Source organism: Enterococcus sp. DIV0167, assembly GCF_050541555.1.
Lineage (GTDB): Bacteria > Bacillota > Bacilli > Lactobacillales > Enterococcaceae > Enterococcus > Enterococcus faecalis.
In genome coordinates, this window is record NZ_CP172933.1 from 1,653,900 (window position 1) to 1,670,540 (window position 16,641).

Sequence of the window (16,641 nt, forward strand, 5' to 3'; positions counted from 1 at the left end):
TTTACTCTTCCTCTGGTTTCTTCAAGATAATCGCATACCAGTCGCCTTGATTAAAGAGTTGGTCCACCACAAAACCGACTTTCGTTAGTGCTTCTAAAACCATTGCTTTTTTATCTTCAATAATTCCAGAAATAATGAAGGTACCGTCTTGTTTTAGCAAACGCCAAGCATCTTCAATCATTAACACAATAATATCTGCCAAAATATTTGCGACGATTACATCAGCAGAATGGTCAATCCCTTTTAGTAAATCATTGGCTGACACATGAACATCGGCCGCAATGGGATTTAAATCCATATTTTCTTTTGCCGCTGCAACTGCTACTTCATCTAAATCATATGCGTAGACGTCTTTAGCCCCTAAATAGCGACTTGCAATACTCAAAACACCAGAACCCGTCCCTACATCTAGAACTGTTTCGCCACCACGTAAAACAGTTTCTAAAGCTTGCAAGGTTAAACGAGTCGTTGGATGCGTGCCTGTACCGAAAGCCATGCCCGGATCCAATGTGATAATTTTTTCTGCTTCATCTTGTGCATGATAGGCTTCCCAACTTGGCACAATCGTTAAGAATCGTGTGACACGGACAGGATGATAATATTTTTTCCAAGCAGTTGCCCAGTCGCTTTCTGCTACTTCACTAATTGTCATTTCGTTTTTACCAATGGATAAGCCGTACTCAGGCAAGCGTAAAATATTTTCTTTCATAAATGGTAAAATTTCTGGTAAGAAGGTTGTTTCAGGAAAATAAGCCATCACAATCGCCCCTTCTTTAATGTGGGTGAATTGCTCTTTATCTAAAATTTCCCCATACAGATCACTTTCAAAATTTTCAATGTCCAACGCATCTTCAATGGCCACGCCACTTGCGCCAGCTTCCATCATAATGTTTGAAATTGCTTCAACTGCTTCGCTAGCCGTTTCTACTTTTACTTCTGTCCACTTCATGTTCTCACCTCTAAATTAATAACTTGGATACGCAATCCATTGTTCTTTTTCTGTTTCTGCCACTTTTTTAATCATCGCTTCAAAATCTGCTGGCTCCCAATGCAATTCAAAAACTTCCGCTGTTTCATCTGATAAAAAGTCTAACAAATCACTTTGCCCTTCATCTAAAACCACTTTTAAATAGTGAATGAATCCGTCTAAAACTGCTTTGCGTAGCCCTTTTTTTCCTTCATAAGGAATTGTGACTAAATACTCTTCATCATCAACGACTGACTTTTGCGGATTATAAAATAACAAGCCATCTTCAAATTCAATGAATTCTTCTTCTGAAAGCGTACCGTCAACATCATCAATCGCCACTTGTTCATTGTTTTCTGCATATAAACGAACAATGACTTCGATGGTATGGTTTTTGCGATCCCAATCAAGGCCTACTTCGTAATCTGCTAAGTGTTTTTCAAGTTGTTCCTCTAAGTATGTGAGCATTGTTGCTTTTTTCATTTTCTTCATCCTTCCAGCCAAAATCTATTTGGTCTACTGCTGTTCTTTTTTGTTTAGAAATATATGGATTGCCAGCCACGACGTATCTTAAAGGCAACTCTGTCCAACGACCTTTATTGGGAATTCCAATTCGTGGTAGTGCCTCAATTTTTTTCGGAAATTTTCGTTTTTCTGGCACGAGCCGTAACGAACTAGAAAAAATCGACTGCCCATATAATTGCTTATCAATTCCTAAGGCTGCAACTAATTTACCTGGTCCATTGGTCAATTCCACGCCTTGACGTCCTTGGCGATTTTCAATCATTTTATCGACACCTTCAACAGGTTCAATCGCGCGGATCATCACCCCTTGTGGTTTGCCTTGTTCTTGTGTCACCATATTTAAAATTAAATGCGTGTGCATAATATATATAAATCGTGCCTGGTTTGTCATACATGGCTTGTAAGCGTGGCGTTTTTCTCAAGCCAAAGCTATGGGCCGCCTCATCATCAGGACCTAAATAAGCTTCTGCATCCACAATGTACCCACCTAAAACACCTGTTGCTGTTTCGTGCTCTAAATACATCCCTAACAAGTATTGTGCCACTTCTTCAGTTGTTTTTGTGTTAAAGATATTTATCGTTTCTTTCATTTCTTTCACCACTCCCTATCATACACGAAACCTTCCGCTATATCCATCTAAAACCCAAAAAACCACCAAAAAGCGAATGTACGTTCTTTATGTTATAATAAGATGATTATGAAAAAGGAGGTCCTTTTATGCAACAACCTTTAGCCTATCGAATGCGACCTCGTCACTTAGACGAAGTAGTTGGTCAACAACATTTAGTCGGCCCTGGTAAAATTATTCGTCGGATGGTCGAAGCCAAAATGCTTTCATCGATGATTCTTTATGGGCCGCCTGGCACTGGAAAAACCAGTATTGCCAGCGCAATCGCTGGTTCAACAAATTATGCCTTTCGCATGTTGAACGCGGCCACAGACACCAAAAAAGATTTACAAATCGTTGCTGAAGAAGCCAAAATGAGTGGCACAGTGATTTTACTGCTTGATGAAATTCACCGATTAGATAAAACAAAACAAGATTTTTTGCTCCCTCATTTAGAAAACGGACGAATTATTATGATTGGAGCCACTACCGAAAATCCATATATCACAATTAACCCTGCGATTCGTAGTCGCACGCAAATTTTTGAAGTAAAGCCCTTAACAGAAACAGACATTCAGCAAGCGATTCAAGAAGCCTTAACCGATAGCACACGTGGCTTAGGCGATTATCCCGTCCACTTAGAAGTAAAAGCATTACAACATTTGACACGCGCAACGAACGGTGACTTACGTAGTGCGCTAAATGGACTAGAATTAGCTGTTAAATCAACACCCAAAAATGAACAAGGCGAAATTAAGATCACCTTACCGATTATTGAAGAGTGCGTGCAACGAAAAGCCTTAACCCATGATAAAGATGGCGATGCCCATTATGATGTAATTTCCGCTTTCCAAAAGTCGATTCGAGGAAGCGATGTAGATGCTGCACTTCATTATTTAGGGCGCTTGGTTGAAGCAGGTGATTTACCGATTATTTGTCGTCGTTTAATGGTCATTGCTTACGAGGATATCGGTCTTGGGAATCCTGCGGCGGCCGCTCGGACGGTCACCGCTGTTCAAGCCGCCGAAAAGCTAGGGTTTCCAGAAGCTAGAATTCCTCTAGCCAGTGTCGTCATTGATTTATGTTTATCGCCAAAATCAAATTCTGCAGTCACAGCGATTGATGCTGCTTTGGCAGATATTCGACAAGGCTCTGTGGGAGACGTTCCTGATCATTTGCGTGATGCCCACTATGCTGGAGCCAAAGAATTAAACCGTGGTATTGGTTATCAATACCCACATAATTTTGAAAACGGTTGGGTCGATCAGCAATACTTACCTGACAAATTAAAAGAGGCACGTTATTACGAACCGATTGATATTGGTAAATATGAACAAGCCTTACATCAGCAACTCAAGCGTATCCAAGAATGGAAACAGAAAAAATAACAAAATAATACGCTTTCAAAAAAAGAAACAATCTCGTTGCCGATTTTGAGAGAGTATGCTATTATAAAGATGGTAAATCTGTGATGTACGCGTTGTCCTTTCACTGTGTTGACCGAACATTTTTATTGATATCTAGGGATCCTGCTTGTATCAAAGTTGGTAACATGCCTTTTCTTTTGGTAGTTCAATACTGCGATCGAGGAACCCACCTGCTTATCTTGCGGGTTCAATACTCTAGGACGATTACCGGCATCGACGGATTTTACCATTTTCATGAAGATTTCTAAACAATTTGCTCTGGCAAGTTGTTTTTTTTTGGAGGACAAGATGATTCGTATACTCGTACTATTACTCGCCGTTGTCACAGGCGTAGCCAGTTATTATTTGATGAAGAAAAGTGCAGCTTTTTTACCACTCTTAAAAAAAGAAACTGCAACAGAAAGTCAACAGTTTATCGAACGTTTTGGGCGTTATTACTTGATTATCGCCATTCTAGGTGTTCTAGCGGCTATTTTTAATCGCCCGTTATTGTCAATTGGTTTTATCTTTTTTGTTTTATTACTTTCAACGTTGTTTAGTTTAACTTTTGCAAAAAAAATGTCATAAAAGACGATGAATTTAAAACTTCGTTCAAAAAGATTTTTTTGAACGAAGTTTTTTTTACAAAAAAATGCCAATATTCAGAAAAAAAGAAGCGGTTTCAGTTTCTTTTTTTCTTTGTTTGTTTTACAATTATTATAGAAACAATTAATGATTTTTTTTACGCTGAAAGGAGCGGTTATTATGTTACAACAATATCAAAAAATTATGATAGCAATCGATGGTTCTGACGAAGCAGACTTAGCCTTTAAAAAAGCGGTCAACGTCGCTAAACGAAACGATGCTGAATTACTATTAGCACATGTTGTTGATACGCGCTCTTTCCAATCAGTGTCCTCTTTTGATGGTGCGCTAGCAGAAGAAGCAATGTCAATGGCAAAAGAAACCTTAGACACCTACCAACAACAAGCGGTGGATATGGGACAAACAAAAGTCTCTAGCGTTCTAGCCTATGGTTCTCCTAAGAACATTATTGCCAAAGAATTACCAAAAGAATACAACATTGATTTAATTATGTTAGGAGCAACTGGATTAAATGCCGTTGAGCGTTTATTTATTGGCTCTGTCTCTGAATCAGTTATCCGTAACGCTAGCTGCGATGTTCTCGTTGTACGGACGGATTTAGACAACAAATTACCAAAAAATGAAGAAAAATAAAGAATAAAAAGAAACTGAGCCAACTATCACTTTTGATAGTTGGCTCAGTTTCTCTTTATTGACCTATTAAGCACACCTTGTGAGAGCGTCTCACAAGGTGTGTTCGTTTAATTATTTTAGACGTTCTACGTCACGGGCAATCATTAACTCTTCGTCAGTTGGTACTAATAGAAGCTTGATTTTTGAATCATCAGTTGAGATAACTGCTTCTTCACCGTGTACATTATTTTTGTCATCATCGATTTCACAACCAAACCAAGTCATGCCATCAATAATATCTTTACGAACGCCCACTGCATTTTCACCGATTCCAGCAGTAAAGACAATCGCATCAACGCCATTCATAACAGTGACATAGCTACCAATGTATTTACGAATACGATCGATAAAAATGTTGTATGCTGTTTGAACTTCAGGTTTATCTAAGTTTGATTGAATATCGCGCATGTCGCTTGATAAACCATTTGTTAAACCTAATAAACCAGATTTTTTGTTTAAAATATCAACCATGTCTTGTACATCAGTCAAGCCAAGTTTTGTCATTAAATAAGGCAATAGTGACGCATCAACATCCCCTGAACGAGTCCCCATTGTAACGCCAGCAAGAGGAGTGAAGCCCATCGATGTATCAACTGATTTACCACCATCAACTGCAGTGATTGAAGCACCATTTCCTAAGTGACAAGTGATAATTTTCAAGTCTTCAATTGGACGACCTAACATTTCTGCAGCACGTTGAGAGACATAACGATGACTTGTTCCATGTGCCCCATATTTACGTGCAGCAAATTTTTCATAGTATTCACGCGGTACACTATATAAATAGTTGTGTTCTGGCATTGTTGTGTGGAACGACGTATCAAAGACTGCCACGCTAATGATTTCTGGTAAGATATGTTTAAATGCTTTAATTCCCATTGCATTCGCTGGGTTGTGTAAAGGTGCTAATTCAGATAAAGCTTCAATTTTTTCTAATACTTCGTCTGTAATAACAACAGAATCTTTAAATTCTTCTCCACCAGCAACTACACGGTGACCAACACCAGTAATTTCATCATAAGAACCTAAAATGTTTAAGTCGATTAATTGGTCTAGTAACATTTTTACTGCCACTTCATGGTTATCAATATCAACAATTACTTCATATTTTTGTCCTTCACCATATTTAATTGTGAAGATAGAATCTTTTAAGCCAATACGTTCAACGATTCCTTTAGCGATCACTTCTTCATTTGGCATTTGGTATAATTGCCATTTTAAACTTGAACTACCTGCATTAATTGCAATTGTTTTAGACATAATTTTCTCCTCTTCGTTACTATTTTATTTTAAATTTGAAGCTTTCCAAGCTTCAAATTGTTTAAAGAACTCCGTTACTTTATTGATATCTTTCAAAGAGGCAAGTTTTGCTAACAAAACTTCCTTCACTTGCTCAGCATCTGCACCCTTGTTTTGAACAAGCAAGATACTTTTACGTGATTGTTCTGACTTAAACAATTCATCAGGTAACTGTATCATTCCTTGTAAATAGACATTTTTTGTCAACCAATTTTTAAAGAATTCACTTTGCTCAGTCTCTAAAATATTGGTCGGGATTAAGAATAAGCCAAACCCTGCTGGCTTCACGTATTTCATAGCTTGCTCCATTAATAAATGATGCGCATAACTATGGCCTTCCTCCGCAGCAGCAGCAAATCCCTTTGCTCGCTCATCATTTGGATAATAGCCAATCGGCAAGTCACTTAATGCTAAATCAACTGGATCCAATAACAAATCTTGCAATCCGTCTTGATGGAACAACTGAATATTGGCTTGTGACCAAGCATTGTTCACAGAAGATACTGCCAAAAGTGTTTCATCGATATCCACACCATAACCAGAAACTTTGTAACCAGCTGTTTCAAGGTTCAGCAGAACCGTTAACAGTAAATTTCCCATTCCTGAAGCAGGATCTAAAATTTTTAATGGCTCTGATTTATTTGTTAATTGTTCTACTAAATAAACAAACAAAAAGCCAATACCGTCTGGTGTCAATTGATGATTTGCTTGAAGCTGCTCTTTTCTCGTTCCTTTTAACAAAAGTAATTGGGACAAGCGTCGCACATCTTCAGGAGCTAAATCAATTTTTTTAATCGTATGATACAGCGTTTCTAATTGTTTCACTGTCTCTGGATTAGGTACTCCGTCAAGTACTCGTACTTGAAAATCATCTAAAATATTTTCACCATTTTCAATATACGCATCTAAAAAAGAAGTATCCAATGACTGTTGCAATAACTGGATTGCTTGTTCCATTGGCTCGAAAGCCTCTTCAATTTTTTCTGGGAACAAATTAGCACCTCTATTCTATTCAAAATGTAACAACTTCCATACCTGTTTTATTTTAACGAAAAAAGAAAGAATAATCAATGCCTTTACTGTCTTTCTTCTAAAATCTAATAATTTGTAGAAAAACAACGCTATTCCAGTATTGTTTCCGCTTTTTTTTGATGAGAAACTCTCTCTTGATATTGGTATTTTCGACCAGATTTGTTTAATAAAACAGTTATTCTTAATTGTTCATTTTTGTACGTATAATCGAGGGTCACTTGCGCGTATACGAGCCTTTCTTCTGTTTTAAACTTTCGTCTATTTTGTTTAACATCTGCAAGAAATAAATGAAGGATACTTTGCCCTGCATAGTATTCCTGGGTAGCTTGCGTAAATTTTTGTGTTAACTGACGTTCTTCTAGTAACAGAAGGGCGAGAAAACTCATCAAATAAACAAAGGCCATGGCCGTGAACAATAAGTTTCCTGAATATTTTTGCCTCATTAAAATTCTCCCTTTATTGGAAAAAAACTATCAAATGTTTTTCCAGAAGTAAAAGTAATTTCCAAAGTAAACGATTGTCCTTCATTTTTAAACTGTCCATTTTTGATACCAATTAACAGCGGTTGGTAACCTTTACCATTGACTCGCTTAATAATTTTATCTTCTTTGATTTGAATTGAAATAGTCTTGTTTGTTTCTGAGTCGAGGAAAGAAATCTCTTGAGCAGAGCCTGTTTGGAAAACGAGCTTTTGACATTCTTTTTCTAATTGAATTAAAAAAATATGCCAGGATTTCGAATCATTGTTTTTCAAATATTGATTTCCGATAAAACTTTGTTGAATCATCAACTGAAACAATTGACACATACAACTTAAAACGACTAGTGCCACTAAACACTCTAACATCGTAAAACCCGCATATTTTTTATTGACCAATCAAAATCGCTCCTCTTGAATCTGTAACTTTTAGTATCCTTCTTCCCTCGTTCTCCATCAAAGAAAATCGGTAAGTTTCTCCTTGATATATCCGCTCTTTGAAACGTAAATCACCCGTCTGCTCTAAAAATAAAATTGCTTCGTATCCTAGACGAGTGCGCGTTAATTCTTGCTCCCGTTGATAATTTTGCTGAATTAATTGTGTAATAGTCAGGGAGAATATCCCTGCTACCACACATACAATACTAAAACTAACGAGACTCTCTAATAAAATAAAACCGCTATAAATAGTTAATTTTCTTCGTATATTTGCCACTCCCCATCTGAAATTGTAAAATAAGTTGCTGTTTCTTTTCAGTCCAAGTAAAAATATATTTCACTAAACGGCCATTGTTCCCTGACGAATGAAGAAAACTGAGTTTGCTTGGGCCACTCACTGTCATTTTTTCAGGTACAGCTAGCGAAGTCCTTCGAGCTGATTGGTTAAATTTATCAGGAAATGAAAAGCTTTGTTGTTCTTCAAAAAACCAAACTTCTTGTGTTTCCTCTAAAACAATTGCTTGCTGTTGCGCAAAACGAAGTTGTTTTTCTACCGTAGCAAGAAACTGTTCAATTTTTAATGTTTCTTGCCAGCGGTGAATAGCGAGTGTTGGGAGCATAGTCATAAAGCAAACAATCGTTAAACTAGCAAGTGTTTCCATTAATGTGAATCCTGCTGACTTGTTCATTGCTTTTCTGCTGTATATTTATCTAACTGCTCTTTAGTAATGTAGCCTTCGTTGACTAATTCATTTAAGGAAGGCGTCTTATTTTTTTCTAGTGTGTAGAGCTCGATTTGTGATTCTACAATTTTTACGATTGCTTCATTGCCTTTTTTGTCAACTGTTTCTTTATGTTTCGCTAAGTTAGGGACAAAAAGTAAAATCAATACGGAAATAATCAATAAGACAATCAACATTTCTAATAATGTAAACCCCGCGTATTTTTGTTTCTTTTTCATTATAAAACTCCTTCCATATTGCCATAAATAGGCAGCAACATTGCCCCATAAACACCGATAATTAAACAAGCAATTATGATAAAAATAAGTGGTTGAACGAGAGTAATGACTCGTTCAATTTTTTTGAAAAAACCTTGGAAACAGACATTACTATAAACCATCAACTCCTTGCCTAATTTTCCTTTTACTTCTCCTTGTTGAATCATTAAACCCAATGCTTTTGTAAAAAAAGGATAAGCAGCTAATTGTCTATGTAAGGTTTCACCAACTAGCAGTCCTTCACTAATCGCTCCAGCTAATTCTTTCATTAAGGGGTAATTGGTTGTATGGCGCATCAAATCGATGACCTCTTTCATTTCTAATCCTTGCGCAAGCAACTTCCCCCATTCTAGTGCAAAAAAAGCACTGACGTATTCCCGATAAAGGCCACGGATAATGGGCAGTTTCAGATATACGAAGGCCCGCTGAATAGCAGACTGATGCTTCAAATAACGGTTTAAAATGAAGAAACTAAATGAGAGGACAAAAACTAAGGTAACCAGAATGTATGGACTGTAAACAATCAGAAGAATCCCAATATTTTTAGAATAACTATTGGCATCATTTTCCATTAATTGGGGCAATAAAAATTGCCGAATACCAACAATGACGAGAATCAAAAAAACAATCAGGAGCAGCGGATAACTAATTATTTTATAGAACTGTTGCCGATATTTTTCCGTTTGAAAAAAATGTTCGGAAATCGCTTGTAGTGTCCCTACCAAATCCCCGTGTGCGGTAGCAAACGACAATTGTGCCGAGACCATTGTTGAAAATCCTAATTCTTCGACTAAAGCTTGTAAGGCAATGCCTGAGGAAAAGCCTTCAACTAAAAAAGTTATACTGTGCTGAGGTAATGCGTTTGATTTTTTCATGAAGGAAAAACTTTCTTGTATATTAAAACCATTTGCAAGTAAATCCGCTAATAGTTTCAGAAAAAGCTGCTGTTGTTTTTTCGTTAATTTATTCGATGGCTTGAAAATACGTTTTTTCTGTAATAAACCCATACGCCCACGCCTTTCTTAGATTCTTTTGCCAACTACTCTTTATAACGGCTTCCTTAAAGAAGAAATAATCATAAAGAATTCCCGTTGCTTGTTCCTTATTAATCGTGGTTGTCAAAATCTGTTGATAAATGATACCTTGCAAGCATTCAGCCAATTCATGCTCTGGGCCACCTAATTCTATCAAACGCCGTTGCACCCCCAATAAGTTACGGGCGTGAATTGTCGCAAAAATAGTATGACCCGTTAAGGCGGCTCGAATAACTGCTTGAGCCGTCTCGCCATCACGAATTTCACCAATAATCAAAATATCAGGATGATGGCGCAAGCAAACTTTGATCAAGGCTTCGTACGTTAACTGAATTTTTTCATTTGTTTGCAACTGTAAAAACTGCTTTTCCTCAATTTCAACAGGATCCTCAATCGCTATCACTTGTTGTTCGCCACTTCTTTGTTTAGCCACACGATACATGGTTGTTGTTTTCCCAGAACCAACTGGCCCACTGAATAAATAAAGTCCTCGTTTCTGACAAGATGCTTCAATTTCATTCAGCTGGTGGGGAAAGAAAAAATGTTCAGCTTGTTCACCAAATCGGTGCAAAAAACGAATTACCAAGCTCTCTCGATTCTGAAAATCTCCCACAGATGATAAACGCAAGCGTTGCTTCGTCTCGCCAATTAGATAAGTTGTCGCGCCTAATTGTGCTTTTCGTCTTTCTCCGACATCCATGCCGCCGATAAATTTAAAGTGGAAAATTAACTTTTCGCCTATTTCTGCGGAAACTTGTGTGTAAGGTGTCCGTTGCATCCCTGTCCGAAAAGAGATGGCTATTTCAGTATCATTGGGTAAAAAATAAACGTCTTGCGCCCCATGAAGGACGCCCCATTCAATTAATTGATGAGCTAATTTTTTTACATTTTCAGTCATTCATTTCCTCCTCTCACTAATAAACTACGCATTTATTTTATGATTTCAGCAAAAAAAAGAACCTTCACCAGTAAGATGAAGGTTCTTTTTTTGAAGTTTGCGCTGTCCATCTATCTTCCCCAAAATAGTGGAACTCCTAGACACTTAGTATTATACTAAAAAAATCTTGCGTTTAGTTTTCAAAAATTTCTCTGAATCACAAAATTTTTGAGAAAAACTATGATAATCCGATTGGATCGTTTACGTTTTTGGCTTCGTTTTTTGTTTATTAACTAAATAAACTGGAATTCCTAGAAGCGTAATTCCTATACCAATCAATGCTAGAATAGGCTGTGTAATACTCGTTGTAACCAAGATGAAGATACCACCTAGACTTGCGATAATTGGAATAATTGGATAGCCAGGAACCTTATACGGTCGTTTTAATTCAGGTTCTCGTTTTCTTAAAATAAAAACGGCTAAGAAAATTAATAGATTAAACAGCCACATAACAAAAACTAACATATCCGTCAATAAATCGAAGGTCCCGAAAAACATCATGATAATGGCTACAGCTAACTGGAAAATTCCAGCAACGTAAGGAACAACAAAGCGTTTAGACAACTTTTGAAACTGACGACTAAAAGGCATCAGATTATCTAAGGCTAAGGCATAAGGAATCCGAATCCCTGTCATTGTGTAGCCGTTTAACGCACCATATACAGAGATTAAAATCCCAATAGTTACGATTTTGCCGCCAATTGGTCCAAAAATAGCCACAGAAGCATCCGAAGCTGCATTCAAATTCCCAGCGATTTGCTCAATTGGTAATGTTTTTAGAAATACAAAATTAATTAAAGCATAAATTAAAGTAATCAATAACAAACCAAAAATAATGGCTTTAGGCAAGTCTCTTTCTGGTCGCTTCATTTCACCAGCCACGTTACCCACACCTAGCCAGCCATCATAAGCAAACATGGTGGCAACTAAGGCGCCACTAAAAGCAACTAAAAAGCCAGTATTCGCTGTTGTTTCAATGGGAAAAAGCGAAACAGCTACTTGTCCTGGAGTAAATAACCCCACTAAAGAAATCAAGGCAATTGGAATCAGTTTTACTACCAATGTCGTTGATTGGACCAAAGAAGCAATTTTTGTTCCTAATAAATTAATTACGGTGATACTGGTTCCCGCAAGAATGGCAATTGGAATCAATAAATTTGCCGATAAATGAAACAAATTGATTAGTTGTGTACTAAAAATAATGGATAACGCCGAAATGTTGGCAGGATAATAAATGATACTTTGTGCCCACCCTAAAAGAAAACCAGCTAATTTACCATATGTATATTCAATATACTTCACTGCGCCACCTGTTTCAGGGATTGCTGTAGCAAGTTCGGCGCTGGTTAATCCTGCACAAATGGTTAAGGCACCACCTAACACCCAAGCAAAGATAGCTAAACTAGCTGACTGTGCGTGTCCAACGACACTCGCAGCTTTAAAGAAAACACCAGCGCCAATCACCGTACCCATTACCGTGGATAACGCACCAAACGTTGTTATCTCTCTTTTTAATTGCTTTTTCTCCATAGACTCCCTCATTTCATTTAAACTAAAAAAGCGTAACAAAATTTCACTTTCTTGAAAAGATAACGAAAATAATAGCTGTTTTCATGAAAAATTCTGTGACGATCTCTTTTCAGTATAGCTATTTCTTTTAGAATTTCAAGTTTGAAAACCACAAAAAGAAAATTTGTCATAAAAGTTTTAGAGCATTCATCTTTTGTTTATAAACAAGAATTGAAAAACCGACGATTTTTTATTAAATAAACGAAAAATCGAATCAAAAAGAAACCTTTCTGATCCGATTTTAACTATGTTATTGGTTTTTGACTTTTTCTTTTTTCATTTGTTTACTGCGTAATTGTCCGCAAGCCGCATCAATATCTGTTCCGTGTTCTTTACGAATAACACAATTGATGCCATTCTTTTTGAGTACATCATAAAATTTTAAAACCGCTTCTTTAGAGCTTCTGCTATATTGATCGTGTTCACTCACTGGGTTATACGGAATCAGATTAACATAAGAAAGTTTTTTCTTATTCCGTAGTAAATCTGCTAATTGTTGAGCATGTTCTGGTCGGTCGTTCACTTGACTCAACATAATATATTCAAATGTAACACGTCGGTTTGTTTTTTCAATGTATTCATCAATTGCTGCCATTAATTTTTCAATTGGAAAACTACGATTAATCCGCATAATTGATGTACGGACTTCATTGTTAGGAGCATGTAATGAGATTGCTAAGTTTACTTGTAGTCCACTGTCTGCAAATTCACGAATTTTTGGCACTAAACCACTTGTTGAAACTGTAATATGGCGGGCACCAATAGCCAAGCCTTTATCATCATTAATCGTTCGTAAAAAGTTCATGACATTGGCATAATTATCAAATGGTTCACCAATTCCCATCACAACGACATGGCTAACACGTTCATTCAACCCACGTTCATCGAAATAATGTTGCACCCACATAATTTGGGCAACAATCTCGCCAGCAGTTAAATCTCTTTGTTTTTTTAATAGCCCACTAGCACAAAATGTACACCCAATATTGCAGCCAACTTGAGTGGTCACACAAACAGATAATCCATATTCTTGACGCATCAAGACTGTTTCAATCATATTTTTATCTGGTAATTCAAATAAATATTTTACGGTACCATCTTGTGCTTCTTGCACAATGACTTGTTTTAATGGATTTAATGAAAAATTTTCTTCTAATAAAGTCATCAACGATTTAGAAATGTTCGACATTTCACTAAATGAAGTAACACGTTTTGTATACAACCATTCCCACACTTGTGTTGCGCGAAATTTCTTCTCGCCATGGGCTAAAAACCAGTCCACAAGCTGTTCTCTCGTCAGTCCATAAATGGATTCTTTCTGCATTTCTTTTCCTCATTTCTGCTATTACATTCGCTTCATAACTATAACGTATTCTCACTTTGAATGCAATATCACGAAGAGCCTCAAAAAAAAATCGTTAAGCGTGCATGCTTAACGATTTTTTATAATTAATCTTTCACTAAGTGATAAACTTTTTTGAAGTAGAACGTTCTGGCAATTAAATAGTAAACGACCTGAATCAATAAGAAAACGCCTAAAACTTCCCAGCCAGCTAATTGCATTGGCTGATCTAAGACAGCATACATTGCTTTCAAAGCAACAGCTCCATGAATAAATGAAACAACAATTGGGGTAAAGAATAAAATACCTACTTGTTGGTAAATCATTTTCTTCAATTCTTTTTTCGTCAAACCAAGTTTGTAAATCATCTTGAATTTCTCAACATCCGTATTCATATCACTGTATAAACGGAAATATAAGAAACTACCCGCCGAAACAAAGAACACGATACCGATAAATAGTCCGACAAAAAGAACTGGCGTATAAAATTGCGTAATGGCTGCCGACATTGCAGCTGTTCCTAGTAACATTGGATACTTGTCACCAATGATATTTTCTGCTTTTATCAATTCTTCACGATCAGTTCCTGCTTTGGGCTGCCAAATGGTATTTATTTCACTTTTAACTCCGTCTAACGGTGTTGTATCAGGAACAACTAAAATCCCTCCAGCTGTTGGCAAAACATTGGTTTTAGAGATTTTATCGACTTTTAAAGTTTGATTGTTAGCTAAACTAACTGTTTTTACGTCCACAAACATATCTGAAGGAACATTTTCTTGTTTTAAATTAACTACGCTATTCCCATCAATCGTTGGTTCGTCAATCATTTTTGCTAACTTATTATATTCTGATGCTTGAATTAAGCGGATACCTTCATTTGTTGTAAATTGTGGATACTCCACTTCATCAAACTGAATATTTTTTTCTTGGAATGTTTTTGTCGCAAATTGTTTCATTTCTTGATTTTCTGGGTTGGTCGAATCAGACAATGTCAGTTCGTACGGTACAGAACTTATTCCTTTAAAAATCATCTCGTTCACGCCGTATAACGTTCCAATGGCAGCAAAAGCGACCGTTGAAATCACCGAAACCAAGAAGAACGAACGTGCATTATCTTTCATGCGGAAAGCTAAATCTGATAAAACGACCATATTGGTTTTTTTCCAAAAGATTTTTGGTTTCCGTTTTAAACGTTCAATGACAGAAACACTCAATTGGTCAAATAAGAATTTTGTCCCTAAAATAACTAAGAAAATTACTGGGAACATCACCATTAAAACTAACTGTCCCTTAGCAACTAAAGCAATTCCGTAACCGACAACTAAAAGCAACACGGCTAAGAAAGATTTAACTTTAGAGCTTTTGATTTCACCTTTACCCATTTCCCCTGCTTTTAATAGCTCTTGAAGTGTCGCTTTTGGCAAGCGGAATTGAATAAAGAAAGAAATTACTAAGAACAAGACCGCAAATGAAATGACAGTAATGATAAACGGCATCACTGGCAAATAAAAACCTAAACCTAGATGCATCAATAAATTGCTAATCCATAAAATAAACTGTGAAAATCCAACACCTAAAATGCTACCAAAAATTGTAGCAAAGAAACCAATCACTAAGTTTTCAATAAAAATCATTTTCTTTAACTGTTTTGGACTCATCCCTTGAATCATCAAGGTTCCAAACTCTTTTTTCCGAGATTGGATAAAGACATCCATCGAGTATAAAACGAATAAGAAAGAAAAACCATAGATTATAATTGCCGCAGCCGTCATTCCCATTTGTGCTTTAGGATTTAAACCATTAGCTAAGGCTGGGTGAAAGACAAAACCAGTGAACGTAAAAAAGATCATCACAGAAAACATTGTACTTAGGAAATAAGCCAAGTATAAATGCTTATTTCGAATCGTGTTTCTTATAACAAACTGATTAAAATTCATTATCGACACCTTCAATCTCAGCCAGTTTCACCATGATTAAATCGTAGAACTCTTTTTGATTGCCATTTTGGACAATTTCATCAATTAATTCACCATCTTTAATAAAGACGATGCGCTTGCAATAACTTGCGGCTAGCGGATCATGGGTTACCATTAAAATAGTCGCCGCTTCTTCTTCGTTTAATTGTTGTAACAAGCCCATCACATCCTTAGATGATTTCGTATCTAAGTTTCCTGTTGGTTCATCAGCCAATAATAATTGTGGATGATGAATCATTGCCCGAGCAACGGCGACCCGTTGTGCTTGTCCACCAGAAATTTCTGCAATTCGTTTTTTCAACAGATGATTGATACCTAAACGCTCACTTAATTCTGCTAATTGTCGTTTCATTACAGAGACTTTTTCTCCATCAAGCGTCAATGGCAAAATAATATTTTCTTCAACAGTTAATGTTGGCATTAAATTAAAGCTTTGAAAAACAAATCCTAATTCTGTACGACGGAATTTAGCAATTTGTTCTTGATTCAAATTGTTTGGATTTTTTCCATTTAAAAGTATTTCACCGTCTGTTGGACTATCGATTGTTGCCAATAAATTTAAAAGTGTACTTTTCCCACTTCCAGAAGGTCCCATAATACCAATAAATTCACCATCTTGGACAGTTAAATTAATCCCTTTTAAAGCTTCATATTTAATTTCGTTTCCGTAAACTTTTTTCAAATTTTGTACTTCTAACATATTTTCCACTCCTATTCTTCTCACTCATTTAGTGTATCGAAAACGAAAAAAA

The 16,641-nt window shown here is 36.5% G+C and carries 18 protein-coding genes, 1 other RNA gene and 1 pseudogene; 4 read left to right on the forward strand and 16 right to left on the reverse strand.

The genetic code is table 11. From position 1 onward, the window contains the following. Nucleotide 1 precedes the first annotated feature (1 nt). From prmA to IGM09_RS08055, 3 genes and pseudogenes are all read right to left on the reverse strand, one after another. Nucleotides 2-949, reverse strand: a complete 948-nt coding sequence (gene prmA / locus IGM09_RS08045) for a 50S ribosomal protein L11 methyltransferase (protein WP_002357075.1) — start codon at nt 947-949, stop codon at nt 2-4. 15 nt (nt 950-964) lie between these two features. Further along, entirely contained in the window at nt 965-1,450 is a 486-nt protein-coding gene (locus tag IGM09_RS08050; RefSeq protein ID WP_010713278.1) for a DUF3013 family protein, read from the reverse strand. After that, nucleotides 1,407-2,082, reverse strand: a pseudogene (locus tag IGM09_RS08055) (DNA-3-methyladenine glycosylase). Before IGM09_RS08055 ends, IGM09_RS08050 begins: the two are co-directional and overlap by 44 nt. Nucleotides 2,083-2,210: 128 nt before the next feature. Between IGM09_RS08055 and IGM09_RS08060 the strand changes: the two are divergent. From IGM09_RS08060 to IGM09_RS08075, 4 genes are all read left to right on the forward strand, one after another. Beyond that, nucleotides 2,211-3,488 carry a replication-associated recombination protein A gene (locus IGM09_RS08060; RefSeq protein ID WP_033625035.1) on the forward strand — a complete coding sequence of 426 codons (1,278 nt, stop codon included), beginning with the start codon at nt 2,211-2,213 and terminating at the stop codon, nt 3,486-3,488. 72 nt (nt 3,489-3,560) lie between these two features. Beyond that, nucleotides 3,561-3,754, forward strand: a non-coding RNA gene (gene ssrS, locus IGM09_RS08065) — 6S RNA. Between the two features lie 7 nt (nt 3,755-3,761). Then, complete coding sequence (locus IGM09_RS08070) at nt 3,762-4,094, forward strand: hypothetical protein (protein WP_002357068.1); 333 nt, start codon at nt 3,762-3,764, stop codon at nt 4,092-4,094. Nucleotides 4,095-4,271: 177 nt separating this feature from the next. Then, nucleotides 4,272-4,745: a universal stress protein gene (locus IGM09_RS08075; RefSeq protein ID WP_002357065.1), complete on the forward strand. Its 474-nt coding sequence runs from the start codon at nt 4,272-4,274 to the stop codon at nt 4,743-4,745. Nucleotides 4,746-4,856: 111 nt separating this feature from the next. On the opposite strand, the gene IGM09_RS08080 is transcribed toward IGM09_RS08075, so the two are convergent. The 13 genes from IGM09_RS08080 to IGM09_RS08140 all read right to left on the reverse strand — a co-directional run bounded on the left by IGM09_RS08080 (nt 4,857) and on the right by IGM09_RS08140 (nt 16,589). Beyond that, nucleotides 4,857-6,044 carry an acetate/propionate family kinase gene (locus IGM09_RS08080; protein WP_002357064.1) on the reverse strand — a complete coding sequence of 396 codons (1,188 nt, stop codon included), beginning with the start codon at nt 6,042-6,044 and terminating at the stop codon, nt 4,857-4,859. Between the two features lie 24 nt (nt 6,045-6,068). Then, on the reverse strand, nt 6,069-7,076 hold the full coding sequence (locus IGM09_RS08085; protein WP_002357063.1) for a class I SAM-dependent methyltransferase: 1,008 nt from the start codon (nt 7,074-7,076) through the stop codon (nt 6,069-6,071). Nucleotides 7,077-7,204: 128 nt separating this feature from the next. Then, nucleotides 7,205-7,558: a competence type IV pilus minor pilin ComGG gene (gene comGG / locus IGM09_RS08090; RefSeq protein WP_033625037.1), complete on the reverse strand. Its 354-nt coding sequence runs from the start codon at nt 7,556-7,558 to the stop codon at nt 7,205-7,207. Then, nucleotides 7,558-7,992 (reverse strand): competence type IV pilus minor pilin ComGF, encoded by a 435-nt coding sequence (gene comGF, locus IGM09_RS08095; protein ID WP_010707381.1) that lies wholly within the window; start codon nt 7,990-7,992, stop codon nt 7,558-7,560. The genes comGG and comGF overlap by 1 nt, the downstream gene beginning before the upstream one ends. After that, complete coding sequence (locus tag IGM09_RS08100; RefSeq protein ID WP_010775953.1) at nt 7,982-8,308, reverse strand: type II secretion system protein; 327 nt, start codon at nt 8,306-8,308, stop codon at nt 7,982-7,984. The genes comGF and IGM09_RS08100 overlap by 11 nt, the downstream gene beginning before the upstream one ends. Then, a complete protein-coding gene (comGD, locus tag IGM09_RS08105) occupies nt 8,274-8,720 on the reverse strand; it encodes a competence type IV pilus minor pilin ComGD (RefSeq protein WP_033625038.1) in 447 nt (148 codons plus the stop codon). Before comGD ends, IGM09_RS08100 begins: the two co-directional genes overlap by 35 nt. Then, entirely contained in the window at nt 8,717-8,992 is a 276-nt protein-coding gene (gene comGC / locus IGM09_RS08110; RefSeq protein ID WP_002356991.1) for a competence type IV pilus major pilin ComGC, read from the reverse strand. Before comGC ends, comGD begins: the two co-directional genes overlap by 4 nt. After that, complete coding sequence (gene comGB, locus IGM09_RS08115) at nt 8,992-10,038, reverse strand: competence type IV pilus assembly protein ComGB (protein WP_002356990.1); 1,047 nt, start codon at nt 10,036-10,038, stop codon at nt 8,992-8,994. The genes comGC and comGB overlap by 1 nt, the downstream gene beginning before the upstream one ends. Further along, the gene (comGA, locus tag IGM09_RS08120; protein ID WP_033625039.1) at nt 9,995-10,963 is read right to left on the reverse strand and encodes a competence type IV pilus ATPase ComGA; all 969 of its coding nucleotides are present in this window, start codon (nt 10,961-10,963) and stop codon (nt 9,995-9,997) included. Before comGA ends, comGB begins: the two co-directional genes overlap by 44 nt. 240 nt (nt 10,964-11,203) lie before the next feature. After that, nucleotides 11,204-12,532 (reverse strand): APC family permease, encoded by a 1,329-nt coding sequence (locus IGM09_RS08125; protein WP_002396609.1) that lies wholly within the window; start codon nt 12,530-12,532, stop codon nt 11,204-11,206. 289 nt (nt 12,533-12,821) lie between these two features. After that, the gene (gene rlmN / locus IGM09_RS08130) at nt 12,822-13,895 is read right to left on the reverse strand and encodes a 23S rRNA (adenine(2503)-C(2))-methyltransferase RlmN (protein WP_033625040.1); all 1,074 of its coding nucleotides are present in this window, start codon (nt 13,893-13,895) and stop codon (nt 12,822-12,824) included. Nucleotides 13,896-14,020: 125 nt separating this feature from the next. After that, nucleotides 14,021-15,850 (reverse strand): ABC transporter permease, encoded by a 1,830-nt coding sequence (locus IGM09_RS08135; RefSeq protein WP_010713274.1) that lies wholly within the window; start codon nt 15,848-15,850, stop codon nt 14,021-14,023. Next, complete coding sequence (locus IGM09_RS08140; RefSeq protein WP_002381711.1) at nt 15,840-16,589, reverse strand: ABC transporter ATP-binding protein; 750 nt, start codon at nt 16,587-16,589, stop codon at nt 15,840-15,842. The genes IGM09_RS08135 and IGM09_RS08140 overlap by 11 nt, the downstream gene beginning before the upstream one ends. Nucleotides 16,590-16,641 lie beyond the last annotated feature (52 nt).